The organism is Streptomyces sp. NPDC005423 (assembly GCF_040606415.1).
In the GTDB taxonomy this organism is placed as follows: Bacteria; Actinomycetota; Actinomycetes; order Streptomycetales; family Streptomycetaceae; genus Streptomyces.
This window is the reverse complement of the sequence record NZ_JBEXET010000040.1, coordinates 36,819-62,343: the sequence shown is the minus strand read 5'-3', so window position 1 is coordinate 62,343 and position 25,525 is coordinate 36,819. Positions and strand designations below refer to the sequence as shown.

The following is a 25,525-nucleotide window of genomic DNA, read 5'->3' as shown; positions in this document are numbered from 1 at the left end:
TCTCGCGATCCGGAGGACGGGCTGCGCCGCCTGTGGGTTGCCTGTGGAGGGGGAATCGGCCGGCCGATCTCCTGCGAGGGCGCGTCAGTTCCAGGCGCGGTAGGGCTCGTCGAGCAGTTGGAAGACCGGCTCGCCGCGCACCGGGTCCTTGGTCATGGAGAGCCGCACCCGGTCCCCGCTGTGCACGCCGATGGGCGGACCCATGACCCGGCCCCGCACCACGAACCCCTCGGCCATCTCCACCAGCGACACATTGCGGGCGGAGGGGGTGCTGCGGTGCACCACCGTCGAGTGGCGGACCGTCCCGGACCCCTCGCTGCGTTCCGTGCGCAGGTCGCCGCCCTGGCAGACCGGGCACAGCAGCCGGTGGTACATGGCGGTGCCGCACCAGGAGCACCGCTGGAACAGGATGGCGTCGCGCTCGTCGGCAGCGTCGCCAGCGTCGGAAGGGGCGGAAGACCCGGACGTGCTGGAAAGGCCTGAGGCGGGCGAGGTCTCCGGATCGAGTACGGCCGCCGAGCCGCCTGTCGGACGGACTGCGCTTCCTGAGTGGTGGTACACGCTGGTCAACTCCCTGCGCTCGGCCGGAATCCCACGCCCGGATCGCCGGGCACACGCGTGCGCGGCTCACCGTGCCACCGCGCACGCCGACAGGGTATGGCACTCAGTGCCAGCCGTAAAGACACCGCGTACCCTAAAAGTGGCCGGTCGTCCGGGCGGGCTCAGCCGCGTCCGAGAGTGGTCTCGATCTCCTGGACGACCCGCCACAGCGGGGTGCCGCGCCGGGAGACGACCACCACCACGTCCTCCGGTCCCTCGGCCGCCCGCGCGGCCGGGGGACCCCCGAAGGCGGCGCGCACATACCCCAGCGCGTGGTCCATCGGCGCGCCCGCGTCGCCCTCGCCGTCCGAACGCAGCCAGGAACGCAGGGCGTTGTTGTGCGCCGCGACCACGGCGGCGGCGACCACGTCCGCCCGCAGTGTCCCGTCCGCCTCCCCGGCGAAGCGTCCGCGCAGGTACTCCGCGAGCGCCCGCTCGTAGCGCCACACCACCGACAACTCGTAGCCGCGCAGCCCCGGAACCTGCTTGGTGAGCCGGTAGCGCTGCACCGAGAAGGTCGGGTTCTCCGCGTACATCCGCAGCACCAGCCGGGCCGCGTCGCAGACCCGCTGGACCGGTTCGTGCTCGTCGCCGCCGACGGAGAGGAAGGCCGTCATGTCGGCGAGACAGCGCTCGTGGTCGGGGAAGACCACGTCCTCCTTGGAGGGGAAGTAGCGGAAGAACGACCGCCGTCCGACGCCGGCCAGTGCCACGATGTCGTCGACGGTGGTCTGTTCGTAACCCCGCTCCAGGAACAGCTGGAAGGCGGCCGCGACCAGGGCGTCCCGCATGGGCGGCTTGGAGCTCATGGACGGGAACGTAGCACCCGGCCCGCACCGATGGCACGGAGTGCACACGCGAGGGGGAACTGAGTTCCCTGCCCGTGCGGCGGCATACCCTTTCCCCAGCCCGATGGTGCCGCCCGACGGTGCCGCCCGGCACCGCGCCGGGGTGCCGCCCGGCAAGGAGAAACCGCATGTCCCTCGCCCCACGGGCCCGCATCCTGTACGTCACCGACCTGGCGTACCCGGCGCGCGGCCGGCGCTACGGCGACGAGGACGTCTGGCTCTCCTCCCGGCTGCGCGCCGACTTCGACCTGGCGCTGTGCCATCCGCTGGACGCGGTCGCGCTGATGCCCGGCTTCGACGCCGTCGTGGTCCGCAACAGCGGCCCGGTCCTGTCGTACCAGCGGGCCCACGACGACTTCCGCGCCCGGGCGCTGGGCAGCGGGACACGGGTCTACAACTCCCTCACCGGCCGCGGTGACATGGCGGGCAAGCAGTATCTGGTGGAGCTGAGCGCGGCCGGCCACCCGGTGATCCCCACCGTCGACCGCCGCGAGGACCTGGGCCGGCTGCCGGAGGCGGACCGGTACGTGCTCAAGCCCAAGGCGGGAGCCGACTCGATAGGCGTGCGGATCGTCCCCGCCGCCGACGGCCTGCCCGACCTCGTCGACCGGTCCGTCCTGGTGCAGCCGTACATCGACTTCGCCTACGAGGTCTCCTTCTACTTCGTCGACCACGACTTCCAGTACGCCCTCCACGCCCCGGACCCCGAGCGGCGCTGGCAGCTCCGGCCCTACCGGCCGACCGCCGCCGACCTGGAGTTCGCGCGCGGCTTCATCGACTGGAACACCGTGGAGTACGGCATCCAGCGCGTCGACGCCTGCCGGGCGCCGGACGGCGCGCTACTCCTCGTGGAGCTGGAGGACCTCAACCCCTACCTCTCCCTGGACGTACTCGACGACAGGGACAGGGCCGCCTTCGTCACCGCCCTGACGGCCTCTCTGCGACGTTTCCTCGGCCCCGTCCGACGCTGACCCGCCGGGTGGCGCCCGCCGCGCCGCCCAGGCCGTCGAGGCCGTCGAGGCCGTCGAGGCCGTCGAGGACAGGGTGCGGCACGCGGCATAGGCCGCTCCCCACGCTGCCTGGCTGCCCGAAATCCCGGTATCTCCGGCCGAGTTGGGGACACGTCGTGCGGATGGACGGTCGCCGTCCTGAACCGACGGGCCGGATGCCGCGTATCTCCTCAGGGGGACGGCGGACATCCGTGCGTGCGGAACGGAAGGAGAGCAGTGTGTCGACACCGCGCGAACCCAGGTCGGCGCCCGGCGGCCCGCCGCTGGAACCCGCCCGCGTCCTGCGGCCCCGCCGCACCGACGCCCTCGCGGACCTGATGCGGGAGATCCACCAGGAGGCCGGCCGCTACGAGTCGGTGACCCTGCCCCGTCCGGCCTTCGCGACCGAGGACGAGACCGAGGAACTGCCGCCCGTACCGGCCGGGTCGAGGACTCGACGGGCCGCGCGCTCCGGCTCCGGGCTGCGCCGGGCCGCGGTCGTGGTCGGGGTGAGCGCCGCGGCGCTGGCCGGTTTCGCCGGCGCCCTCCTGCTGTCCGGCAGGGGCGAGGCCGGGACGGCGGCACCCGCTCCCTCACCCACCGCCGCCACCGCCACCGCGTCCACCGCCCCGGCGGCCGCGACCGACCCCGACGGCGCGGGCACCCTCCGCCAGGGTGACAGCGGAGCCGAGGTCACCCGGCTCGAACAGCGCCTCCTGCGCATCCCCGACGTCTACAAGGACGGCTCCACCAGTGGTGTCTACGACGCCGATCTCACGGCGGCGGTGGCCCGCTTCCAGCTCTGGTACGGCATCCGGGGGGACGAGAACGGGGTGTACGGCGACGACACCCGACGGGACCTGGAGTCCCGCACCACGCTCGGCGGCGGCTGACACGGGCGGCGCCTTCGGACCCGCGGCGAGGGGCGGCGGGTCAGCGGCCCGTGCTGTGCCCGACCAGCGCCTCGGTCACGGCCCGCACGCTGCGCGCGATGTGCTGGAGCTGGAGGACCTCGGCCGCGTACAGCTTGATCGTGTGCTCGATGACCGACTCGGGCAGCCCCAGCCCGGGCAGGTCGGCCCGCGCGGTCTGCAACGCCGTGCGGGCCACCCGGATCTCGTGCTGGACCTGGATCTGCGCGTGGCGGGCGAGCAGCACGGGGTGGCGGATGAGCGTGGGGTAGCTGGCGTAGCGGGCCGGCACCAGCTCGCGCAGCCACTTGGCCGCCGAGCGCTCCCAGTCGTAGCTGCCCGGGTTCTTGACCTGACAGGGCCAGTCCTGGCTGATGCGCGTGGTCGTCAGGTGCATGGTCATGGCTTCCCGGTGGGCGGCGTCGTGGGGGGTGGCTCGACGGTGTGTGGCGGCCCCGGCCCAGGGGATTGACCGGGGCCGCCATGGGCGCTCGCGCAGGCGAGGCCCGGTCGAACATCCCCGGCGCCGACGCGGGTAGGAGACGGCGGCTGGGAGTGCTCGTTTCGGAGCCCCGGGAGGCAGGTGTCGCCGGCGCGGCGGGTGGAGCGGGGTGCGCATGGCGGACCGGGCTTTCTCGGGGCGGGTGCGATCCGTGAGCAGTATTTATATATGCCGTTCGCTTTGCAAGACGTATGAAAACATTCATGCGTGAAGGAGGCGGAACCGTCCCCGTGTGATGTCCGCGTGATGTCGTGCGAGGGGGGAGGGCCGGGTCAGTCCTTCAGGAAGAACTGGTGCTGGTCGGCGATCTGCTCGTACTCCTCCAGCCGGCCCTGGGTGCGCTCGGGATCGGCGTCCGTCATGGCCTGGAGCAGCGCGGCGGCCAGCAGGCCGGGAGCCGCGTAGGAGTCGAAGACGAGCCGGGAGCCGGTACCGGTGGCGAAGGTGACGTCCGCCTCGTCCGCCAGCGGCCCCAGCGCCAGATCGGTCACCAGCGCCACCTTGAGCCCGGCGCTGCGCGCCACCTGGAGCGCGGTGAGTGACTCCTGCGCGTGCCGCGGCATCCCGAACGCCAGCACCCAGGTGCCGCCGGCCTCCCGGGACTGGAGCAGTGCGTCGTAGGCGACGCTGCCGCCCCGGGTCACCAGCCGGACGTCGGGGTGGATGCGGCGGGCGGCGTAGGCGAAGTACTCGGCGAGCGACACCGAGATGCGCAGGCCGACGACGGTCAGCGGGGTCGACGCCGACAGTTCGCGGCCGATCTCGATCACCCGGCTGGGATCGGCGAAGTCGCGGCGCAGGTTCTCCAGGTTCTCGATCTCGGCGTCGACGGCGGCCTGGAGTTCGTTGCTGCGGTTCTCCTCGGCCGCCGCCGGGCCGCCCGCCAGGGTGCGCAGGGCGATCGCCTGGAGCCGCTCGCGCAGCGCCGGGTAGCCGGAGAAGCCGACCGCCGCGGCGAACCGGGTCACCGACGGCTGGCTCACGCCGACCCGGTCGGCGAGATCGGTGATCGACAGGAACGCGGCCTCGGTGATGTGCTCGATCAGATACTGGGCGATGCGCCGCTGGCCCGGTGACAGCCGCGGCCCGTCGAAGAGCGCCCTCAGTTGGGAGGTCGGGGCCGGTGCCCCGGCTTCCGGTACCGCGTGTCCCGAGGTGATCGCGGACGCCTGTGCGCGTGCCTGCTGCGGCGATGGCACCGGTGCGCCTCCTTTGTCTCCCACGGGGACTCAACATAGCTCACGGAGCGTGGTGGGCCCGGGGTGCTCTCAGCGCCGGTAGATGGTGATCGAATGGCCGACCTCGTCGATCGGACGGCTGCTGTCGATCAACTCGGCCAGTCCGCCTCGTGCCTTGGCGACCGAGGTGTCCGAGACGACCAGCAGGCCGTGCACGTCGCGTGCGTTCGCCCGGCGCGGATCGGCGGCCTCGATGCCGTAGTACGACGGCACGCCGCTGCCCTTGTACACGAGCCAGATCCGCTCGCCCGGGTAGCGCTGCCGCAGCCGGTCGGCGAGCCGGCCGAGGTCCTGGCCCCAGTCCACGTTGGAGTCGTGCAGTCGCAGCCGGGTCTCGGCGGGACCGCCGAACGCCTCGTTGGAGTACGGCAGATAGTAGGGGAACGTCCGCAGGGAACTGACCGCCACGAACAGCACCAGCGCCCCCGTCAGCGCCGCCGCCCACCGCCACGGCAGGGCCGGCACACAGGCCGCCGCGACCGCCAGGAACATCGGCACGAAGAGTGCGTACCGGGTGCCGAAGTCCCGTGATCCGTCCATGGCCGCGGCGAGCAACACGGCGGTGGGCAGCAGCAGATACGGTGCCGCGGGCCGCAGCCGGCGCACCGCCACCACCGCCGTCGCGCCCGCCGCCCACAGGGCCAGCATCCCGAGCGGGGTCTTCACCAGCAGCGCGGCCGGCAGGTAGTACCAGAGCGATCCGGTGTAGAGGCGCCCGAAGAGGAAGCCCTGCCACGGGTAGTCCTCCATCGCGAACTGGATGCGCATGCCCTCCCGGTAGGACTCGGGGAACGGCATCAACTCGGCCAGGTGGCCCCGCACTCCGTGCACCACGGGCACGGAGTCGGCGGGGGTGAACCGCAGTCGCGGATCGACCGCGAGGTACGCGGCCCATACGACGGCGACGGCGACCAGCGCCGCCCCCGCCGCGTGCGCAGCCCCGAGGGCGAGCCGCCCGCGCCGGGTGCCGCCGCGGGCGTGCCCCACCGACAGGACCGTCAGGGCGAGCAGCACCGGAACGGCGGGCAGGGTGCTCATCTTCGTCGCCAGCGCGGCCCCGAGCGCCAGTCCGGCGAGCGGCACATACCGTCCGGGCCGCCGACGGGCCCGCCACACCAGCCACACCGACGTCAGCAGGAAGCCCGCCGCCGGCACGTCGAGCGTCGCGAGTGAACCGTGGGCGATCAGGTCGGGGGAGCAGGCGTAGAGTGCGAGGGCGGCCAACCCCCTTGCGGTGCCCATGAGTTCACGGGCGAACGCGAAGGTGACCAGGCCGAACAGCAGGGTCAGGACGATGACCGGCAGCCGCGCCCAGAACATCAGCCGCCAGGGATCGTTCCCCGACTCGTAGAGCAGGTGCCGGCCCACCTCGCCCTGGTCGCCGTGGTACGAGGTGTCGTAGTGCGGGCGGGCGAGCGCGACCCCGGCGGCGATCACCAGCTTGCCCAGCGGCGGGTGTTCGGGGTTGTAGCGCAGGCTGTGCTCGCGGAGGTAGTCGGTGGCGGTGGCCACGTAGACGGGCTCGTCGATGGTGGGTGTCTGCTGGACGGCGGTGGTGACCATCGCGGCGGCCATCTGTGCCAGCAGTACGACCACGAGCAGCGGCGGCAGCCACCGGCGCCGGCCGCGCAGCCGGGCGGCGAGGCGCGCGGAGCGGCCCGTGTCCGCGGTCGGACGCGGCTGCCCCGCGCCGTCGAGCGTGCCGGGGTCGAGGACCGAGTGCTGTTCGCGCGCCATCATCCGCCCTGCGGTGCGCCCGGCCGTACGGCGACGGGAGCTGTCCGGGCCCGGGCATGGTCCCGCTGTCACTCGCTCCCGCCACCTGGGGCGTCACCGCTTCAGGAGTCGTACCGACAGACCTTCCGCCGTATACACCGGTACGGCCCGCAGCCGGTCGGAGTTCAGCTCCACGCGGTCGAACTGGCCGCGCAGGACCGGAGCGCCCAGGACCCGGACCGTGGAGCCCGCGGCCGGCGGCCGTGCCGTGTCGAGCCGCAGGGCGAGGACGCTGCCCCGGCCGAGGGCCGCCCGCCGCGTCACGTCGAGCGCGGGCCCGTGGCCCGAACGCAGCGTGACCTCCAGGGTGGCCGACTCGTGTGTGTACGCGCCGTGCACCTGGACCGACTCGGTCACCCGCAGCGTGCCACCCCCGACGCGCACGTCACCGTGGCCCAGGGCGTGCGCCGAACCCGCCACCAGGACACCGGAGTCGAGGACGGTGCCGCCGGTGTAGTCGTTGTGGCCCGTCAACGTGAGCGTGCCGGTGCCCCGCTTGGTCAGGGCGCCCCGGCCGCCGATGTCGTTGCGCCAGGCGTCGGCCGCGCCGAATCCGCCGGCCGCCGTGTCGAGGGTGACCTCGACGTCCGCGTCGAACGCGCCGTAACCGTCCGCCGCGGTGAACAGGTCGAGCCGGCCCCACTGTTCGTCGCCGTCCAGCAGGACGTATCCGGCAGGCAGCGCGGTGGTGCGCAGCACCTCGCGCCGCTGGGCGGCGGAGAGGTAGGGCTGCCGGGTCTCCAGCAGCACCTCGGCGCCCTTGGGCACGGTCAGCGGCTCGTCGCGGCCCTGCCGGGTCAGCACGTAGGTCAACCGGGGCCTCACGGCACGGGAGTTGGCGGCCCGGTCGGCGTAGGGGTCGGTGGCGGTGCCGGCCGAGTGGGCGTAGGCGTAGAGGGTGTCCGCCGTGGTGCCGGTCCGCGCCTCGAAGTAGGCGAGGGCCTGGGCGCGGGCGGCGGCCTTCAGCGCCGCGTTGGCCGGGTCGGCGAGCGTCGCGGCGGCCAGCGCCGTGGCCATGACGCGACCGCCGAGTACGTCGACGGTGGAGTGCATGCCGGCCATGATGCGGGTGTGGCTCAACTCCAGGGCCCGGGTGACCAGTTCCTGGAAGCGCTCGGGCACCGCGTAGGCGTACGCCAGGCCCGCCAGGTGGAAGGCGTTGGTGTGGCCGCTGGGGAAGCCGCCGTCGTCCACCGGTGACATGCTGCGCTGGCGCAGGAGTTGGGGGGCGACGAGCACCTCGGAGTCGTAGACGGGGTAGCCGAGGTCGTCGACCCCGCCGGTGTCGACGACCTGGCTCTCCTCGTTCATGCGCCACGGACGCGGGTACTGGTAGGCGTACTTGGAGGGGTTGCCCGAGGCGTAGGTGCCGCGCACGGTGTCGACCAGCTCGGCCACCTTGCCGAGCGCGGAGCCGTGCGAGCCCGCGCCGAGCGCGGAACCGGCGGGCGCGTCGGCGGGGACGGCGTCGCTGACGGTGGTGGCGGGGGTGCCGTCCGGGGCGCTGGTGATCGAAGTGACCGCCAGGGCGCCGGACTTGTAGAGGTCGGCCAGCGGGCCGAGGCCGGCGATCATCGCGTAGCTCTGGTGCTGCCGGTCGTAGAGGAAGGCTTCCTTGGCCTGCGCCGGGGTGCGGCCGGCGGTGAGGCGGGCGCAGTAGCGCATGTTGGCCCGTAGGAGGTCGGGCCGCAGCGGGGTGCCGGTGTTCCAGGCGGAGCCCGTCTTCCACACGTCGGCCATGCCGCCGAGGATCCGGACCACGGCGTTGGTCTCGGGCGTGAGGTTGGTGGAGATGTTCGTCCTGTAGTCGTCGACGAACGCGAGCGCGGCTGTGGCGGCCTTGGCGTCGGCGGCGGCCATCCAGCCGACCACGGTCGGCGCGGCGACCAGCGCGGCCGAGGCGCCCAGCGAGGTCCGGAGGAATCCACGTCTGTTCACGGCGAGTCGACCGGTGTGCGTGCGCTGCCCGGCGGGTGACGGCATGGGTGTGCCTCTTTCGGATTCTTCGGCCGTGCGGCCGGGGAGGTGGTGCGATCGGCGGTGTCCGGGGGTGCGCGTACGACACGGGAAAGCGCCCGCGTCGTGCGCCGCGAGTGAAGATCTACGGCCGGGCCGTGACCCCGCGGAGTGGGCCCGGCGTCCGTGACGTGACTCCCGGGTGAACGGGGGCCCCGCGGTTCACAGGAGCGTGCGGGCCAGTGCGAGCGCGCCCTCGACGGGCGGTACGCGCAGCGGCTGGGGCCGGGCCCCGGGGGTGCTTCCGGCGAGTGCTGTGGCGAAGGCGTCGTAGAGGCGCGGCTGGGCGAGGACGGTGGTGCCGGCGACGACCACGTCGTCCACGGGGACCCCGCGTTCGGCGAGCCGCCGCACGAGCGCGGCGAGTGACCGGCCGCCGTCGGCGATCACCTCGCGCGCGAGCGCGGAGCCCGCGTCGGCGGCGGCGAAGACGACCGGCGCGTGCCGCCCCCACTCCGCGGAGACGTCACCGGCCCGCTCCAACGCGTCGCCGAGCGCTGGTACTTCGGCCACGCCGAACGCCTCGACGAGTCCGCGGGCGAGCGCGTCCGGCGGCTCGCCCCGGTCGTGCGCGGCCCATATGGCGCGGGCCGCCTCGCGGACGAGCCCGGCCGCGGCGCCCTCGTCACCGAGTACGGCACCCCAGCCGCCGACCTGGAGCGGGCTGCCGTCGGCGAGCCGGCCCACCGCGACCGAGCCGGTGCCGGCCACCAGACCGACCCCGTCGGCCAACCCGGCGGCGGGGACGAGGAGTTCGGCGTCCCCCACCACCAGGACCCGGGTGTCGAGACGCGTCGCGAGCGCGGCGCTGATCCGCGCGCACTGCCGGGGTGTCTCGCAGGCGTGTCCGCCGACGGCGAGCGCGGCCGGCCGGGCCTCGGCGGGCAGTGCCTCCCGGACCAGTCGGGCCAGCCAGTCGGCGGCGGCCGCGGGGTCGTGCGGTCGCCAGCCCTCGCTCGCGCGGAGGTGTTCGGCGAGGCGGTCCGGGCCCGCGCAGGCACGCAGATGGGTCTTGGTGCCGCCCACGTCGATGCCGACCACGAGGGGTGCCGGGGCCGCGGAAGGCGCGGAGGATGCGAGGGATGCGGGAGACGCCGAGTCCTGCACGGAACCTCTTTCGTCGTTGCGCTCTGCTGCGACGGCGGGCGAACCGTGGGCGGGGTAAAGGGAGTTGATGCGCTAGGGAAGCCCCGGGACGGGCCTCTGGCGGGACACGGCAGGCGAGTACCGTGACGTTCGTTAGGAAGTTAACTAACGAAGTACAGTGCGTCAAGAGGTATCACGCACCCGGTGACGGGACGACTCCGCGGCCCCCGCTCGCCCGGAACGCGTGACGCCAGGACATCCCGTCGCCGCATCCGGACCCGCTCCGCGCGTGCGGCCAGCGAACCGTGGGGGAAGTGTGGAACACGTCGTGGCAGCGGCCCCGCGTCTGACCGAGAGCGCGAGCGCGGTGTTCGCCGTGCTCGCCGGGGCGGGCAGCGCGACCCGGCCGCAGCTCGCGAGTCTGGCGCGCCTGTCCAAGCCGACGGTGTCCTCCGCCGTCGCGGAGCTGGAGAGCGCCCGCCTCGCCGCCCACTCCGGCACCGCCTCCGGCGGCACGGGCCGCAACGCCGCCGTCTACCGGCTGGGCCCGGCCGCCGGAGCCGTACTCGCCGTCGATCTGGGCCCCGCCCTCACCCGGGTACGCGGCTGCGCCCTCGACGGCACCCTGCTCGCCCAGGCCACCGGCGACCGCGAGGACGCGGCCGGCGCCGTACGCGAGGCGCTCGCCGCGCTGCCCGCCGACACCCCGCTGCGTACCGTCGTCGTGGCCGTGGGCGATGTCACGGCGCGGGACCGGGAGGGCAGTGGCATGCGCCCCGCCACTGCCAAGGCGGGCCCGGTCTTCGACGCCATGACGGTCGCCCTGCCGCCCGGGGTCCCCGTCCACCTGGAGAACAACGTCAACTGCGCCGCCCTCGCCGAACTGCACGAGGGCGCGGCCCGGGGCCGCCACACCTTCGGCTATCTGCGGATCGGCGTGGGCATCGGCCTCGGCATCGTCGTCGGCAACCAGGTGCTGCGCGGGGCCAACGGCGCCGCCGGCGAACTGGCCCGGCTGCCCTACCCCTGGGATCACGGCGTCGAGCCGCGCCGCGAGGCCCTGGAGGAACACATCGGCGCCCGCTCACTGCTGCGCCGTACCGCGGCGGCCTGGCGGGAGGGGGACGGACCGTGCCCGGGCACCGCAGAGCGGCTCTTCGCGCTCGCCGCCGAGGGGCATCCCACGGCCGGCGCCCTCGTCGGCCGGCACGCCGCCGACGTGGGCCGGCTGGCCGCCGCGGTGGCCGCCGTCCTCGACCCCGGGGTGATCGTGCTGGGCGGCAGCACCGGCGCGGACCCGCAGCTCCTGCCCGGGGTGCGGGCCGAACTGGCGCGGCTGAGCTGGCCCACCGAGGTGGTCAGCAGCACGGTCGGCGAGCTGGGTACCGTGGTGGGCGCCGCCCGGCTCGGGGTGGCCCGAGGAGTCCAAACCGTGACCGATGCCGCGGGGATGAAGGATTGACGGCCTCCGACTCGGTCTGCCAATGTCCGGACAAGCGCTTTCTAAGCCGGTCGGGACGCCGGCTTGGGGTGAGCATTCCAGCCGTACGCCAGGTACGGCAGCCGCACGAGGGTGTGCTTGTGCGGTGACGGCCGAGGCGGCCGGGGAGCCCACCCGTGAGGACGGCTCGGCCGGGCGAGGCCGTGACCCCGGGAAGCGCGCATCCCAGCACATGGACCCGAGCCGCAGTGTTCGGCCGGGCATCCGTCACGCACATCCAGGGAGGACCCGGTGGGTCACCACATCTCGCGCAGGACCATCTTCCGCACCGCGGGCGGTCTCGCTGTCGCCGGCACGCTCGGCAGCGCGCTCAGCGCCTGCGGCGGCGGCACCGGAGCCGGCAGCAGCACCAGCAAGCTGACCATGACGTGGTGGGGCAGCGACGACCGGCACGCCGCGTACAAGAAGGCGCTCGCCACCTTCCAGACGAAGAACCCGAAGATCAAGATCCAGGAGACCTACTCCGGATACGACGGCTACTTCAACAAGTTCAACACGCAGATAGCCGGCGGCAGCGCCCCCGACCTGCTCCAGATGGACACCGCGCTGGTCGCCCAGTACGCCCGCAAGGGAGTCCTCGCCCCGATCGACTCCTACGTCGGCAAGACCCTCGACCTGACCGGCTTCTCCAAGACGCTCCTGGCCGCCGGCACCGTCGACGGCAAGCTGTACGGCGTCCCCTCCGGCATCGGCGTCAACCAGCTCACCGTCAACCGCAGCGGACTGGAGAAGCTCGGGCTGACCTTCCCCGACCCGGAGTGGACCTGGGCCGACCTGAAGAAGATCTCCGTCGACGTCCACAAGAAGAGCGGCGGCAAGATCTACGGCACCGACGACGTCGGCGGCGGCACCCTCCAGGCGTTCGAGGTCTTCGCCCGCGAGAAGGGCCAGCAGCTGTACGCCACGGGCGGCAAGAAGCTCGGCTTCACCTCGGACACCCTCCAGGAGTGGTGGGAGTACTGGGTGGAGATGCGCAAGGCCAACGCCTGTCCGCCGGCCGCCATCACCTCCGCCGCGCACAACGACCTCACCAAGAACGCCGTGGTCATCGGCAAGGCCCTGTTCACCTTCGACATCGGCGTCTACGGCGCGGGCGGCTCCATCACCTCCGCCACCCTCGACTTCCTGCCGAGCCCGCAGGGCGACTGGTCCGGCGCCCGCGAGGGCAACTACGTCAACGGCGGCGTGTTGCTGAGCGCCACCAAGGCCAGCAAGAAGATCGCCGACTCCGTGAAGATCATGTCGTTCTTCGCCCAGGACGCCACGGCGATCAAGGACATGGAGCTGTTGCGCGGCATCCCGCCGACCGACAAGGCCCGCTCGCTGATCTCCGCCGGCCTGAACGCCACGGACAAGCGGAACATGGCGTGCGCGGACTACATCTCCAAGCGGGTGGCCAAGGCCACCGACGTGCTGCCCGCCCCGCAGCCGCCCCCGCAGGGCGCCGACCAGATCGCGGACCTGCTCTTCCAGTCCAACCTCGCCATCGCCTTCGGCAAGAAGTCGGTCAAGGCGCAGCTCGGCTCGTTCTTCGACCAGGCGGCCGGAATCCTGGCCAAATAGGCCGCGCCGTACACCAGTTGCACCGGGAAAGGGCCAGGGAGATGAGTATGACCACCACCAAGACCGACGAGGTCGTGACGGAGCCGCCGGCTCCCGAGACCCCGTCCGACCTGCGCGAGCGCGAACGCATGCGCCGGCGCGCCGCGAGACGGCGCGGCGGAGGCTGGTGGCCGTTCCTCTTCCTGGCCCCCTGGTTCATCGGCCTGTTCGGGCTGACGATCTACCCGATGCTCGACTCGCTGTACCTCTCCTTCACCGACTTCGACCTGCTCACGGCGCCGAAGTGGGTCGGCACCCAGAACTACTCGACGATGTTCACCAAGGACCCCGTCTTCTGGGACTCGGTGCACGCCACCCTGCTCTACGTCGTCGTCTCGGTGCCGTTGAAGCTCGCCCTCGCGCTCGGGGTGGCGATGCTCCTCAACCGGCCGCTGAGGGGCATCGGTTTCTACCGGGCCGCCTTCTATCTGCCGTCGCTGCTCGGCGGTGCGGTGGCCGTCGCGATCGTGTGGCGGCAGGTGTTCGGCGGCGACGGCCTCTTCAACGACTTCCTCGGCTGGTTCGGTGTCGCGGGACAGGACTGGATCTCCAGTCCCGACACCTCGATCTACACGCTGGTCCTGCTCGCCGTCTGGCAGTTCGGCACCCCGATGGTCATCTTCCTGGCCGGACTGAAGCAGCTCCCGAGGGACGTGTACGAGGCGGCGGCGATCGACGGCGCCGGCCCGTTCACCCGGTTCTTCCGCATCACGCTGCCCCTGCTCACCCCCATCGTCTTCTTCAACGTGATCCTCCAGATCATCGACGCGTTCAAGACGTTCACCCCCGCCTACGTCGTCAGCAACGGCACCGGCGGACCCCTCAACTCGACCATGCTGTACTCGCTCTACCTGTACAAGAAGGGCTTCGCCGACCTGCAGATGGGGTACGCCTCCGCGCTCGCCTGGGTGCTGTTCCTGGTCATCGCCGGATTCACGGCCGTCAACTTCATCGCCAGCCGCTACTGGGTTCACTACGACGACTGACGCGTCGTCAGAGTCCACTTCGACGTCCGAGCGTCGGTGAGGAGCACGTCACACCATGTCCGTCATCAGCCCGGCCGTGAGCCCGCTGCGCAGACTGCGCGACGTCAAGGGCCCCCGCCGTATCCTCCTGCACACGCTGCTCATCGGCGTGGCGCTGTTCATGCTCTACCCGCTGCTGTGGATGCTCAGCAGCTCCCTCAAGCCCGACACCGAGATCTTCACCCACCCCGGGCTCGTCCCGCACGCGTTGCGCCCCGGCAACTACTCCGAGGGCTGGAGCGGCTCCGGCAACTCCTTCTCCCTCTACATCACCAACTCGCTGATCGTCTCGATCGGCGCGGTGATCGGCAACGTCATCTCCTGTTCGCTGGCCGCCTACGCCTTCGCGCGCTTCGAGTTCCGCGGCAAGAAGCTCTGGTTCGGCCTGATGCTCGGCACCCTGATGCTGCCGATGCAGGCCACGCTGATCCCGCAGTACACGATCTTCTACAACCTGACCTGGATCAACACGTTCCTGCCGCTGATCGTGCCGAAGTTCCTCGCCACGGACGCCTTCTTCATCTTCCTGATGGTGCAGTTCATCCGCTCCATCCCGCGCGAGCTGGACCAGGCGGCCATGATGGACGGCGCCAACCCTCTCCAGATCTACTGGAAGATCATCCTGCCCCTGATGCGGCCGGCCCTGGTCACCACCACCATCTTCACCTTCATCTGGACGTACGACGACTTCCTCAGCCAGCTCGTCTACCTCCAGCAGAACGCCCGCTTCACGGTGCCCCTCGGCCTGACCCTCTTTCTGGACAAGACCAGCGGCTCCTCCTACGGCGCGATGTTCGCCATGTCGACACTCGCCCTCCTGCCGACACTCGCCTGCTTCCTCGTCTTCCAGAAGAGGCTGGTCGAAGGGCTGGCGACCTCGGGCATGAAGGGCTGACCGGCACATGCACCTCCCGCACCAGCGCGGCCCGTTGCACAACCTCCCCGACACCCCGGACGCCTACGACGCCGTCCTCGCCGACGTCACCGAACAGGCCCTGGCCCGCCTCACCGAGGCCGGCAGCCTCGAACACCCCGACGCCGTCGACGACATGGGCGACACCTCACTCGGCATCACCTCCCTGCTGGCCCTCGCCTGGCAGCGCGGCAAGGACCCGCGACTGCCCGAGGCGGTCCGTCGCAGCCTCGCCTTCCACCTCCGGGAACGGGTCCACACCGAGGACAACCCCGGCTACCCGAACCTCACGGTGCGCGACTCGGGCCTGCCGTACGCCCGTTACGTCCTCGCGCCCGGCGCCCACCCCATCGGCGACTGGCCGAGCACGGTGTGGGCGCTGCTCCAGGCGGTCAACCTCCTCGACCTCGCCGACGGACTTGTCGAGGACGAACAGCGGGCCCGGCTGCTGGAGTTGGCGCACGGATACTGGCGCTGGCTCACCGAGGCCACCTTCTTCAACCCGCAGGAGGCCGGCAACCAGGCCATCGGCTGCGTCGTCGGCGGCCTGATGCTGGCCCGCCGACTCCCGCCCGGCGAGGGCGAGTCGGTGCGCGCCCGCGCGCTCGCCCTGTACGGCGAGAAGATCCGCGCCCACCGCGTACGGGACCGCGGCGCCCTGCTGCCGCCCGAGCACGGCGGTGCCTACGACAACAACTACGGCCCGATCTCACTCTCCTTCCTCGCGCAGGCCCACCGCGTCAGCGGGGAGCCGGTGTTCGCCGAGGACGGCGAGGCGCTCGCCCGCTACCTCGACGCACGCCTGACCAACGGCGGCTTCGACAACGGCGGCCCGCGCTACAGCGAACAGCACTCCGCCTTCGAATCGGTGCTGGGGCTGCGCTACTTCGGCGAGCGCGTCGGCGCCGACCTCGGCCGCTACCGGGGCGACTCCCGCTGGGCCCGGCACGCCGTCAAGGCGGACGGCGGGGTCGACGGCCACTTCGCGTGGATGCTGGTCTGGCAGATCCAGGACACCGCGCGCTGGCACCGCACCCCCTCGGCACGGACGGCCCGTCACCAACTCCGGTCCGGCACGGTCTCGGTGGCCTTCGACGACCGGATGACCCCGTCGGTGGTCGAGGCGGACGGCACCTACTACCTGCCCGCCGCCGTGCACCGCCAGCACGGCTTCGGCCCGGTGCTCGACGGCTTCCTGCTCTGCCGGCCAATGGGCGAGATACGCGTCCGCGACGTCCAAGTCGCGGGACTGACCGCCAAGTTGGTCACCAAGCCGGTCGTCGGCCGCGACCACGTCCTGCGCCATGTGCGGTCCCTGTACGTCACGGACGGCACCACCCTGTGGACCACCGTCGCCGTGCAGCGGCTCGACGGCACGCCCTACCTGCTGGCCGGACTGCCGTACGCGGCGGACGACGGCGACCGGGTCTGCCGGATCGCCGAGGGCGCGGTCGCCTCGGCGGGCACCCTGCGCCTCACCCATCCGCCCGAGCAGGGTCGCGACCACTTCGACGCCCGCTCCCGACTCACCCAGGAACAGGCCGCGTTCGCCCTCGCCGCCGACCCGCGCGGCTACGGCAACCCCGACGAAGGCTGGCGCCACCTGTTCTCCTCCACGGCGTACGAGGCCGGTCCGGCACCGGACGCGCCGGAGGACCTGCACGTCTTCGCCGTGCGGTACGGCCCCGGAGGCGCGTTCACGCCCACCTTCGTGAGCGGTGAGCGCGGACTCACCGTCCGCACCGAGGCCTTCACCGCGCTACTCGGCGACCCGGCGGGCGACACCCACGCGGAACCCGAACTCACCCTGCACGTCTGAACGTTGCCGACCAGGGCAGGCCGAGCGGCATCCTCCCGTACCGCTCGGCCGCGCCCCCCCGCCCGCGCCCGCCCTACGGCCGCGGCAGCGCCGACGCGGGGACCACCAGGTCGGCCAGGTCCCGGGTCGCCGCGACCAGGTCGGCGTTCCGCTGATCCGTCTCCGCCACCCAGGCCACGGCCGAGGCGTGCGACTTGCCGAACTCCTCGTGCCGGGCCACCAGTCGGCGTACCCGCTCCGCTTCGTCGATCTCGCAGAACCACACCTCGTCCAGGAAGCCGCGCACCCGCGCCCACGAACCGGCCCCCAGCAGAAGGTAGTTGCCTTCCGTCACCACCAGCCGGGCCGCCGGCTCCACCGGGATCGCGCCCGCGAGGGGCTGTTCGAGGTGCCGCTCGAAGCAGGGCGCGTAGACCACCTCGCCGCTCTCCTCGCGCAGCCGGCCCAGCAGCGCCGCGTACCCGCCCGCGTCGAACGTGTCGGGCGCCCCCTTGCGGTCGCGCCGGCCGAGCCGGTCCAGTTCCACGTCGGCGAGATGGAAACCGTCCATCGGGACATGCGCCGCCCGCCGCTCCCCGCCGGCGTTCAGCGCCCGCACCAGGTGCTCGGCGAGCGTCGTCTTGCCCGCGCCCGGACCGCCCGCCACCCCGAGCACGGCACGCCGGCCGGGACGGGTCAGGGCGGCGGCACGGCGCAGGAGGTCGTCGAAAGTCAGCGGCATCCGCCCGAGTGTGCCATCCGCCACTGATCCGCGGACGGAGTGATGATGCCGGAAGACCGGGGGAGCCGACTCGGAGCACGAGAACAGGAGCCGGCACCATGCCCGACGACACGACGCAGATCCGCACCCTGATCACCCGCTGGGCCGAGGCCGTCCACCGGGGCGACCTCGACGGCGTCCTGGCCCACCACGCGGAGGACCTCGTCATGTACGACGTCCCGCCGCCCCACGAGGGCATCCACGGCCTCGCCGCGTACGCGGCGAGCTGGCCGCCCTTCTTCGCGTGGCAGGCACAGGGCGCCCGCTTCGACATCGACTCCTTGGACGTCACCGCGGGCGCCGACGTCGCCTACGCCCACGCCCTGCTGCGCTGCGGCACCCCCGACGAGTACGCCGCCTGCCCCACCCTGCGGCTGCGGCTGACGTTCGGCCTGCGCAAGGAGGGGGACCGCTGGCTGGTCGCCCACGAACACCACTCGTTCCCCCACGACTGACCGCTGCCGCCCGCCCTGCCGCCGATTCTTGACCTTTCCTGTGGCGAGCGACACCCCGTGATTCCGCTTTCATGGGGCAGGGTGCTTGTATGACAGTGCTCGGTCTGCCCGACTCCATCACGGCCTGCCTCTTCGACCTCGACGGGGTGGTGACCAAGACGGCGGTGATCCACGCGGCCGCCTGGAAGGAGACCTTCGACTCCTTCCTCCAGGCCCGCGACGGCGCGTCGTACCGGCCCTTCGACAAGACCGCCGACTACGACGAGTACGTCGACGGACTGCCCCGGGCCGACGGAGTGCGCGGCTTCCTCAAGTCCCGCGGCATCGACCTGCCCGAAGGCACCCCCGAGGACCCGCCGGACGCCCAGACCGTCCAGGGCCTCGGCAACCGCAAGAACGACCTGGTCCTCGCCAAGATCCGCAGCGGCGGCGTGGAGGCCTACGACGGCACTCTGCGCTACATCGAGGCCGTCCGCGCCCAGGGGCTGCGCACCGCGATCGTCTCCTCCAGCGCCAACTGCCGTGACGTACTGCGCTCGATCGACGCCGAGGCACTCTTCGACGTACGGATCGACGGCGTGGTCGCCACCGAGCGGAAACTGCCGGGCAAGCCCCGCCCCGACACCTTCCTCGCCGCCGCCCGCGACCTCGGTGCCGAGGCCGCGCAGGCCGCCGTGTTCGAGGACGCGCTGGCCGGCATGGACGCGGGCCGGGCCGGGCGTTTCGGGTACGTCGTCGGCGTCGACCGCGTCGGCCAGACCGACGCGCTGTACGCGCACGGCGCCGACCGGGTCGTCAAGGACCTCGCCGAGCTGGGAGGCAACGCGTGATCCCGCAGCGGTCGTACACCGTCGAACCCTGGGCCGTGCGCGAGACCTCCCTCGACCTCGACCTCCTCGCGCAGAGCGAGTCCGTGTTCGCCCTCTCCAACGGCCATGTCGGCTGGCGTGGCAACCTCGACGAGGGCGAACCGCACGGCCTGCCCGGCTCCTACCTCAACGGCGTCCACGAGGTGCACCCGCTGCCGTACGCGGAAGCCGGCTACGGCTACCCCGAGTCCGGGCAGACGGTCATCAACGTCACCAACGGCAAGATCCTGCGGCTGCTCGTCGACGACGAACCGTTCGACCTGCGCTACGGCCGGCTCGTCTCCCACGAGCGCACGCTCGACCTGCGGCGGGGAGTCCTGGAGCGGACCTGCGAGTGGATCTCCCCGGCCGGTACGGCGATCAGGGTGCGGGCCACCCGGCTGGTCTCCCTCACCCAGCGGGCGATCGCCGCCGTCGCCTACGAGGTGGAGGCCGTCGGCAGCGAGACACGCGTGGTCATCCAGTCCGAACTCGTCGCCAACGAACAACTGCCGGGCCCCAACGGCGACCCGCGCGAGGCGGCGGCGCTGCACTCGGTGCTGGAACCCGAGCACCACTTCGCCTCCGGCCGCCGACTGCGCCTGGTGCACCGCACCCGCAACAGCGGACTGCGGGTCGGCGCGGCGGCCGACCACGTGGTCAGCGGCCCGGAGCGGACGACCACCGACAGCGAGAGCGACCGGGACATCGCCCGCCTCACCGTCACCTCCGTGCTCGCCCCCGGCGAGGTGCTGCGGGTGGAGAAACTGGTCGCCCACGGCTGGTCCGGCAACCGTTCACTGCCCGCGGTGGCCGACCAGGTCGACGCGGCGCTCGCGGCGGCCTCGGCGACCGGCTGGGCGGGCCTGGCCGAGGACCAGCGCACCTACCTGGACGACTTCTGGGGGCGCGCGGACGTCGAGGTGGACGGCGACGAGGAGATCCAACAGGCCGTCCGCTTCGCCCTGTTCCACGTGCTCCAGGCCGGCGCCCGCGCGGAGCAGCGGGCGATCCCCGCGAAGGGGCTCACCGGATCCGGCTACGACGGGCACGCCTTCTGGGACACCGAGATGTTCGTGCTGCCCCTGCTGACGTACACCTCGCCGGACGCGGTCGGTGAGGCCCTGCGCTGGCGGCAGAGCACCCTGCCCGCCGCCCGCGAGCGCGCCACCCAACTCGGCCTGCGCGGCGCCGCGTTCCCCTGGCGCACCATCGAGGGCTCGGAGGGCTCGGCGTACTGGCCGGCCGGCACCGCCGCCTTCCATGTGAACGCCGACATAGCGGACGCGGTCGTGCGGTACGTGTCGGCGACGGGCGACACGGACTTCGAGCGGGACACCGGGCTCGAACTGCTGGTGGAGACCGCCCGGTTGTGGCGTTCGCTGGGACACCACGACCACCACGGCGCGTTCCACATCGACGGCGTCACCGGGCCGGACGAGTACAGCGCGGTGGCGGACGACAACACGTACACCAACCTGATGGCCCGGGCGAACCTGCTGGCCGCCGCCGACGCCGCCGAACGCCACCCGCGGCAGGCGGTACTGCTCGGTGTCGACGAGGAGGAGAGCGCCGCCTGGCGGGACGCCGCCGAGGCGATGAACATCCCCTACAACGACGAACTCGGCGTCCACGAACAGCACTCCGGGTTCACCCGCTACCAGCGCTGGGACTTCGCCGCCACCCGCGCCGACCAGTACCCGCTGCTGCTGCACTTCCCCTACTTCGACCTCTACCGCAAACAGGTCGTCAAGCAGGCGGACCTCGTGCTCGCGATGTACACCTGCCCGGCCTTCTTCGAGGAGGACCAACTCGCCCGCAACTTCGCCTACTACGAGCCGCTGACCGTACGCGACTCCTCGCTCTCGGCCTGCTGTCAGGCGGTGATCGCCGCCCAGGCCGGCCATCTGCGGCTCGCCTACGACTACACGGCCGAGGCGGCGCTGATGGACCTGCACGACCTGGAGCACAACACCCGCGACGGACTGCACATCGCCTCCCTGGCCGGCACCTGGATGGCGCTGGTCGCCGGGTTCGGGGGCATGCGCCGGTCCGGCGACAGCCTGGCGTTCGCGCCGTGCCTGCCGGAGCGGTTCAGCCGGCTCGCCTTCACGCTCCAGATCCTGGGCCGCCGGCTGCGCGTACAGATCGAGCCCGGGAAGGCGACGTACTCGCTGCTGTCCGGGCCCGCCCTCACCATCCGGCACCACGGCAGCCCGGTGACGGTGCACACCGACGGCCCCGCCGTACGGGCCGTGCCGCCGCCGAAGCTGCGCCCCAGCCCCCAGCAGCCCCCGCACCGCAGCCCGGGCGGCGAGTGAGGGCCGGGCCGGGAGCGGTCAGCCGCGCTCGGCGTTCCGCTGCTTGATCCGCTCGGCTTCCTTGCGGACCTCGGCCTGAGTGGCCCGCTCCTTCTCCAGCCACTCGGGCCGTTCCTGCTTGAGGGCGTCGATCTGCTCCGTGGTCAGCGGCTCGGTGACTCCGCCGCGGGCGAGCCCCGCGATGGAGACGCCGAGCCTGGCCGCGACCACCGGGCGGGGGTGCGGACCCTTGGCGCGCAGTTCGCGCAGCCACTCGGGCGGACTGGCCTGGAGCTGGTCGAGCTCGGCACGCGAGACGACACCCTCCTGGAACTCGGCGGGGGTGGCCTCTAGGTACACACCCAGCTTCTTCGCCGCCGTGGCGGGCTTCATCGTCTGGGTGGTCTGCTGCGACTTCATGCCGTCCAGACTATCGACCGTGTACGGGGCCGCCGACCACGCCCGGTAACCTGGCGGGGTGACAGGCTCGGAAGCATCCCCCTCGTTCCGGCTGGCGTACGTCCCCGGGGTGACGCCCGCGAAGTGGGTGCGGATCTGGCACGAGCGCCTGCCCGACGTCCCCCTGACCCTCCTCGCGGTCCCGGCCGCCGACGCCTCCGGCGTGCTGAGCGGGGGCGGCGCGGACGCGGGGCTGGTGCGGCTGCCGGTCGACCGTACGGTCCTCAGCGCGATCCCCCTCTACACCGAGACCACGGTCGTGGTGGTCCCCAAGGACCATGTGGTGACGGCCGCGGACGAGGTGACCGTCGATGATCTCGCCGACGACGTGGTGTTCCATCCGCTGGACGACGTCCTCGACTGGGAGCGGCGGCCCGGCCGGCCGGCCGTGGAGCGGCCCGCCACCACGGAGGACGCCATCGACCTGGTCGCGGCCGGGGTGGGCCTCCTCGTCCTGCCCCAGTCCCTGGCCCGTCTGCACCACCGCAAGGATCTCACCTACCGGACCGTCGCGGACGCGCCCGCGTCGAGCGTCGTCCTGTCCTGGCCCGAGGAGGCGACGACCGACCTGGTCGAGGACTTCATCGGCATCGTCCGGGGCCGCACGGTGAACAGCACCCGGGGCCGTACGCAGCCCACCGCCGAGCCGAGCGCCGAGCGCAAGAAGGCGGCGCCGCCGCGCCGGCAGTCCCCGGCGGGCAGGTCGGCCGGCAAGAACCCGAGGAGCAGCGGCGGTGGCGGCGGTGCGAAGCGCGGCAGACCACGCCGTCGTTCCTGACCGTCACCGGATCACAGAGCGGCCGGGGGACCTTCAGGCCAGCAGCTCGCGCAGGGCCTTCTCCTCGTCGGCGCTGAGACCGGTCACGAACTGCTGGAGCGCGGCGATCGGGTCCGGCCCGCGGTCCAGGGCCTCGCGCATCGCGTCGGCGGTCAGTTCGGCCGCGTTCTTCACCGGCCGGTAGGCGCCGCGCCGCCCGTCCGCGTCCCGCAGCACGAGCCCCTTGTCGTAGAGCCGTCGCAGGATGGTGTGGACGGTGTTGTAGGCGAGTTCACCGCCGATACCGGTCTGCACCTCGGCCGGGGTGAGCGGTCCGTCAGCGGCCCAGAGCATGGCGAGAACCTCGCTCTCCAGCTCCCCGGCGCCGCGTCGCTCCACCCGTCTGTGCGGGCCCCTGCCAGCCATGCCCTCAACCTTACAGCGCGTAGGACGGTCAGTCGCCTGGCCGAATCAGGCACCGGCGCCGACCTCGGCGCGGGGTACTTTGTCATTGTTTCCGTGGTTTTTCTGCCTCTGCGGTTTTTAAGCTTTTCACCTTTTGTCCGGGCTTCCCCGGTTCCGCCCCACGACTCCGTGCGTTGTAGGGTGCCAGTGACCCTACAACGTGTAGGGGGAAAGGGGTGGACGGACGATGGCCGGCAGCGCGCACGTCACACTGGCCGGGACCCGACGGCTCCAACCTCCGGCGGCACCCGGCCGTCCGGGGCTCGCGCGTCCCGAAGTCCCGCTCGGCATCGTGGCGGTCGCCTTCACCCTGGCTCAACTCCTGTTCGTCCGACCGGGGTTGGGGCTCGGCTGGGACGAGACCGTCTACGTCAGCCAGGTCAGTTCGCACGCCCCCGCCGCCTTCTTCAGCGCGCCCCGCGCCCGCGGCATCTCGCTCCTGGTCGCCCCTGTCACCTCCTGGTCGTCGTCGACCGCGGTGCTGCGGACCTACCTCGCCGTCCTGTCCGGGCTCGCCCTCTTCCTGTCCCTGCGCGCCTGGCGCGGCCTCTTCCCGGCCCGCGTACTCGCCCTCGCCGGCGCCCTGTTCGCCTCCCTCTGGGTCACCCTCTACTACGCCCCGCAGGCCATGCCCAACTACTGGGTCGCCGTCGGCGCGCTGGCCGGCACGGCCTGCTTCCTGCGCGCGTGGGCCGACCGCTCCGACCGGGCCGCCCTGTGGGGCCTGACGGCGAGCGCCTGCCTGATGGCGTGGATGCGCCCCACCGACGCCGTCTGGGCCACCCTTCCCCTCCTCGTCCTCTGCGTGGCCGTCCGCCAGTGGCGCCCCCTCGCCGCCCTCCTCGCCGGACTCGCCGCCGGCGCCGCCGAGTGGGTCATCGAGGCCTACGTCGCCTACGGCGGCCTGGGGCAGCGGCTCTCCGACGCCTCCGGCATCGAGGGCGGCCTCGGCTGGCACGTCGCCGTCGTCAACCAGTTGCGCGCCCTGGGCGGACGCACCCTGTGCCGGCCCTGCACCGGGGCGGTGCCCCATCCGTGGGACACCGCCTGGTGGTTCGCGCTGCCGGTGCTCGCGGTCCTCGGGCTGGTCGTCGCGGTCCGCGCCGGGCGCACCACGGCCACCTTCGTACCCCTGGTGTGCGGAGCCTCCGCGGCCTTCCCCTACCTGTTCATGATCGGCTACGCGGCTCCCCGCTTCCTGCTGCCCGCCTACGCGCTGCTCGCGATCCCGGTCGCCGACGGCCTGGTCCACCTGGTCACCGGACCGGGCGGGGCCCGGCGGCCGGCGGCCGTGTGCCTGCTGGCGCTCGGACTCACCGGGCATCTCGCGGTGCAGTACGTCGTCCTGGAGCACACCGTGAGCCGCAACACCGCCGCCCACCGCGACTGGTCCCGCACCGCCACCGAACTGCACCGCCTGGGCGTGCGGAGCCCCTGTCTGCTCATCGGGGAGAACGCCGTCCCGATCGGCTTCTACGCGGGCTGCGCCTCCGCCGCCACCGACGGCCACAACGCCGACACCACCCCGGCCGACATCGAACGGGCCGCCCACCACCTCCCGGTCGCCGCCCTCGTCCCGGCCGGCGGCAGACCGCCCGCCTACGCCCGCGCCTGGCCCGCCCACCGCTACGGCGGCCTCGACCTGCGGGTCGGCCCCACCGTGCGGACAGGCGGAGCCTCATGACGGCACCGCCCGTCCTCACCCCCACGACCACCACCGCCCGGACCCGCAGGCGGGTCTGCTGGCAGACCGCGCTGACGCTCGGCGTCCTGGTGGCGGCGGCCTGTCTGACCCGCCGGCAGTGGCCCGTCGTCGTCACCGGGGCCGGGCGGCTCGCGGTCGCGGACGAGGGCTGGCTGCTGGTGGGTGCCGTGGCCGCGCTCGCGACCTGGGTGAGTGCGGCGCTCGCCCAGCAGGGCGCGGTCGCCGAACGGCTGCCGTCGGCGCGGCTGTTGGCGGCGCAGTTCGCCGCGTCCGCCGCCAACCATGTGCTGCCGGCCGGGCTCGGCGCGGGCGCGGTCAACGTGCGGTTCCTGATGCGCTGCGGGCTGCCGGTCGGCCGCTCGGCCGGCGCCCTCGCGGTCAAGGCGACCGTGGGCGCGGCCGTCCGGATCGTCCTCATCGCCGGGCTGGCCGCGACCTGCCCGGGCGTGCTGCGCGTCCCGCACGTCCCGGCGGGCGTGGTGGCCGTCCTGGTCGCCGCCGCCATGCTGGTCGCCGCGTTGCCGCGCACCCGGCTCTGGCCCAGGCTGCGGCGCGGGTCGGCGGCGGTGGCGGCCGACATCCGGACGGTGCACGCCCGGCCGTCCCGGGCGGCGGCGCTGTGGGGCGGGTCGCTGGCCTTCGCGGCGGCGCACTCCCTGGTGCTGATCTGCGTCACCCAGGCCGTCGAACTGCCGCTCTCCCCGGCCCGGGTGGCGCTGCTGTATCTGGCCGCCAGCAGTGCGGCCGCGCTGCTGCCCACCCCGGGCGGTATCGGCTCGCTCGACGCGGCCCTCGCCTTCGCCCTCACCGCCTCCGGGGCACCCGGGGCGACCGCCGCCTCCGTCGTCCTCGGCTACCGGCTCCTGACCGTCTGGCTCCCGCTCGTTCCCGGCCTGTTGGTGCTCGGCGTACTGATCCGCCGCAAGGCACTCTGACCCCGGGGGCCGGGT

Annotated in this window: 23 protein-coding genes; 13 read left to right on the top strand and 10 right to left on the bottom strand. The window is 72.7% G+C overall.

Translation table 11 applies throughout. From position 1 onward, the window contains the following. Nucleotides 1-84: 84 nt before the first annotated feature. Nucleotides 85-561, bottom strand: a complete 477-nt coding sequence (locus tag ABZT12_RS31065) for a zinc ribbon domain-containing protein (protein ID WP_356390680.1) — start codon at nucleotides 559-561, stop codon at nucleotides 85-87. 161 nt (nucleotides 562-722) lie between these two features. Further along, nucleotides 723-1,391 (bottom strand): TetR family transcriptional regulator, encoded by a 669-nt coding sequence (locus ABZT12_RS31060; protein ID WP_356390722.1) that lies wholly within the window; start codon nucleotides 1,389-1,391, stop codon nucleotides 723-725. Between the two features lie 185 nt (nucleotides 1,392-1,576). Here ABZT12_RS31060 and ABZT12_RS31055 point away from each other — a divergent pair, with 185 nt between their 5' ends. Beyond that, nucleotides 1,577-2,419 (top strand): hypothetical protein, encoded by an 843-nt coding sequence (locus ABZT12_RS31055; RefSeq protein ID WP_356390678.1) that lies wholly within the window; start codon nucleotides 1,577-1,579, stop codon nucleotides 2,417-2,419. A 257-nt stretch (nucleotides 2,420-2,676) separates the two neighbouring features. Beyond that, complete coding sequence (locus ABZT12_RS31050; protein WP_356390676.1) at nucleotides 2,677-3,330, top strand: peptidoglycan-binding protein; 654 nt, start codon at nucleotides 2,677-2,679, stop codon at nucleotides 3,328-3,330. Between the two features lie 40 nt (nucleotides 3,331-3,370). On the opposite strand, the gene ABZT12_RS31045 is transcribed toward ABZT12_RS31050, so the two are convergent. From ABZT12_RS31045 to ABZT12_RS31025, 5 genes are all read right to left on the bottom strand, one after another. Further along, entirely contained in the window at nucleotides 3,371-3,751 is a 381-nt protein-coding gene (locus ABZT12_RS31045; protein ID WP_356390674.1) for a hypothetical protein, read from the bottom strand. Between the two features lie 371 nt (nucleotides 3,752-4,122). Then, on the bottom strand, nucleotides 4,123-5,049 hold the full coding sequence (locus tag ABZT12_RS31040; RefSeq protein ID WP_356390672.1) for a MurR/RpiR family transcriptional regulator: 927 nt from the start codon (nucleotides 5,047-5,049) through the stop codon (nucleotides 4,123-4,125). Between the two features lie 69 nt (nucleotides 5,050-5,118). Next, entirely contained in the window at nucleotides 5,119-6,828 is a 1,710-nt protein-coding gene (locus tag ABZT12_RS31035) for a phospholipid carrier-dependent glycosyltransferase (RefSeq protein ID WP_356390720.1), read from the bottom strand. Between the two features lie 90 nt (nucleotides 6,829-6,918). Next, on the bottom strand, nucleotides 6,919-8,847 hold the full coding sequence (locus ABZT12_RS31030) for a phosphatase PAP2 family protein (RefSeq protein ID WP_356390670.1): 1,929 nt from the start codon (nucleotides 8,845-8,847) through the stop codon (nucleotides 6,919-6,921). Between the two features lie 195 nt (nucleotides 8,848-9,042). Beyond that, nucleotides 9,043-9,987 carry a BadF/BadG/BcrA/BcrD ATPase family protein gene (locus ABZT12_RS31025; protein WP_356390668.1) on the bottom strand — a complete coding sequence of 315 codons (945 nt, stop codon included), beginning with the start codon at nucleotides 9,985-9,987 and terminating at the stop codon, nucleotides 9,043-9,045. 307 nt (nucleotides 9,988-10,294) lie between these two features. On the opposite strand from ABZT12_RS31025, the gene ABZT12_RS31020 reads away from it, so the two are divergent. From ABZT12_RS31020 to ABZT12_RS31000, 5 genes are all read left to right on the top strand, one after another. Further along, nucleotides 10,295-11,428 carry an ROK family transcriptional regulator gene (locus ABZT12_RS31020; protein ID WP_356390666.1) on the top strand — a complete coding sequence of 378 codons (1,134 nt, stop codon included), beginning with the start codon at nucleotides 10,295-10,297 and terminating at the stop codon, nucleotides 11,426-11,428. Nucleotides 11,429-11,698: 270 nt separating this feature from the next. Then, nucleotides 11,699-13,030, top strand: coding sequence for an extracellular solute-binding protein (locus ABZT12_RS31015; protein WP_356390664.1), 1,332 nt, complete (start codon nucleotides 11,699-11,701; stop codon nucleotides 13,028-13,030). 47 nt (nucleotides 13,031-13,077) lie between these two features. Then, a complete protein-coding gene (locus ABZT12_RS31010) occupies nucleotides 13,078-14,055 on the top strand; it encodes a sugar ABC transporter permease (RefSeq protein ID WP_356390662.1) in 978 nt (325 codons plus the stop codon). 55 nt (nucleotides 14,056-14,110) lie between these two features. Further along, nucleotides 14,111-14,989, top strand: a complete 879-nt coding sequence (locus ABZT12_RS31005) for a carbohydrate ABC transporter permease (RefSeq protein WP_356390659.1) — start codon at nucleotides 14,111-14,113, stop codon at nucleotides 14,987-14,989. 7 nt (nucleotides 14,990-14,996) lie between these two features. Next, nucleotides 14,997-16,826, top strand: a complete 1,830-nt coding sequence (locus ABZT12_RS31000; RefSeq protein WP_356390657.1) for a hypothetical protein — start codon at nucleotides 14,997-14,999, stop codon at nucleotides 16,824-16,826. A gap of 73 nt (nucleotides 16,827-16,899) precedes the next feature. Here the strand turns inward: ABZT12_RS31000 and ABZT12_RS30995 are convergent, their stop codons facing one another. Then, nucleotides 16,900-17,547 (bottom strand): nucleoside/nucleotide kinase family protein, encoded by a 648-nt coding sequence (locus ABZT12_RS30995; RefSeq protein ID WP_356390655.1) that lies wholly within the window; start codon nucleotides 17,545-17,547, stop codon nucleotides 16,900-16,902. A 98-nt stretch (nucleotides 17,548-17,645) separates the two neighbouring features. Here ABZT12_RS30995 and ABZT12_RS30990 point away from each other — a divergent pair, with 98 nt between their 5' ends. The 3 genes from ABZT12_RS30990 to ABZT12_RS30980 all read left to right on the top strand — a co-directional run bounded on the left by ABZT12_RS30990 (nucleotide 17,646) and on the right by ABZT12_RS30980 (nucleotide 21,210). Continuing rightward, the gene (locus tag ABZT12_RS30990; RefSeq protein WP_356390653.1) at nucleotides 17,646-18,041 is read left to right on the top strand and encodes an SgcJ/EcaC family oxidoreductase; all 396 of its coding nucleotides are present in this window, start codon (nucleotides 17,646-17,648) and stop codon (nucleotides 18,039-18,041) included. Nucleotides 18,042-18,130: 89 nt separating this feature from the next. Beyond that, nucleotides 18,131-18,871 (top strand): beta-phosphoglucomutase family hydrolase, encoded by a 741-nt coding sequence (locus ABZT12_RS30985; protein ID WP_356390651.1) that lies wholly within the window; start codon nucleotides 18,131-18,133, stop codon nucleotides 18,869-18,871. Further along, nucleotides 18,868-21,210: a glycosyl hydrolase family 65 protein gene (locus ABZT12_RS30980; RefSeq protein WP_356390649.1), complete on the top strand. Its 2,343-nt coding sequence runs from the start codon at nucleotides 18,868-18,870 to the stop codon at nucleotides 21,208-21,210. The genes ABZT12_RS30985 and ABZT12_RS30980 overlap by 4 nt, the downstream gene beginning before the upstream one ends. 18 nt (nucleotides 21,211-21,228) lie before the next feature. Here the strand turns inward: ABZT12_RS30980 and ABZT12_RS30975 are convergent, their stop codons facing one another. Further along, nucleotides 21,229-21,609 (bottom strand): DUF5997 family protein, encoded by a 381-nt coding sequence (locus ABZT12_RS30975; RefSeq protein WP_356390647.1) that lies wholly within the window; start codon nucleotides 21,607-21,609, stop codon nucleotides 21,229-21,231. A gap of 58 nt (nucleotides 21,610-21,667) precedes the next feature. Here ABZT12_RS30975 and ABZT12_RS30970 point away from each other — a divergent pair, with 58 nt between their 5' ends. Beyond that, entirely contained in the window at nucleotides 21,668-22,426 is a 759-nt protein-coding gene (locus tag ABZT12_RS30970) for a LysR substrate-binding domain-containing protein (protein ID WP_356390645.1), read from the top strand. 33 nt (nucleotides 22,427-22,459) lie between these two features. Here the strand turns inward: ABZT12_RS30970 and ABZT12_RS30965 are convergent, their stop codons facing one another. After that, a complete protein-coding gene (locus tag ABZT12_RS30965; protein WP_356390643.1) occupies nucleotides 22,460-22,831 on the bottom strand; it encodes a BlaI/MecI/CopY family transcriptional regulator in 372 nt (123 codons plus the stop codon). Nucleotides 22,832-23,057: 226 nt separating this feature from the next. Here ABZT12_RS30965 and ABZT12_RS30960 point away from each other — a divergent pair, with 226 nt between their 5' ends. Continuing rightward, nucleotides 23,058-24,554, top strand: a complete 1,497-nt coding sequence (locus ABZT12_RS30960) for a hypothetical protein (RefSeq protein ID WP_356390641.1) — start codon at nucleotides 23,058-23,060, stop codon at nucleotides 24,552-24,554. Then, on the top strand, nucleotides 24,551-25,510 hold the full coding sequence (locus tag ABZT12_RS30955; RefSeq protein WP_356390639.1) for a lysylphosphatidylglycerol synthase domain-containing protein: 960 nt from the start codon (nucleotides 24,551-24,553) through the stop codon (nucleotides 25,508-25,510). The genes ABZT12_RS30960 and ABZT12_RS30955 overlap by 4 nt, the downstream gene beginning before the upstream one ends. Nucleotides 25,511-25,525 lie beyond the last annotated feature (15 nt).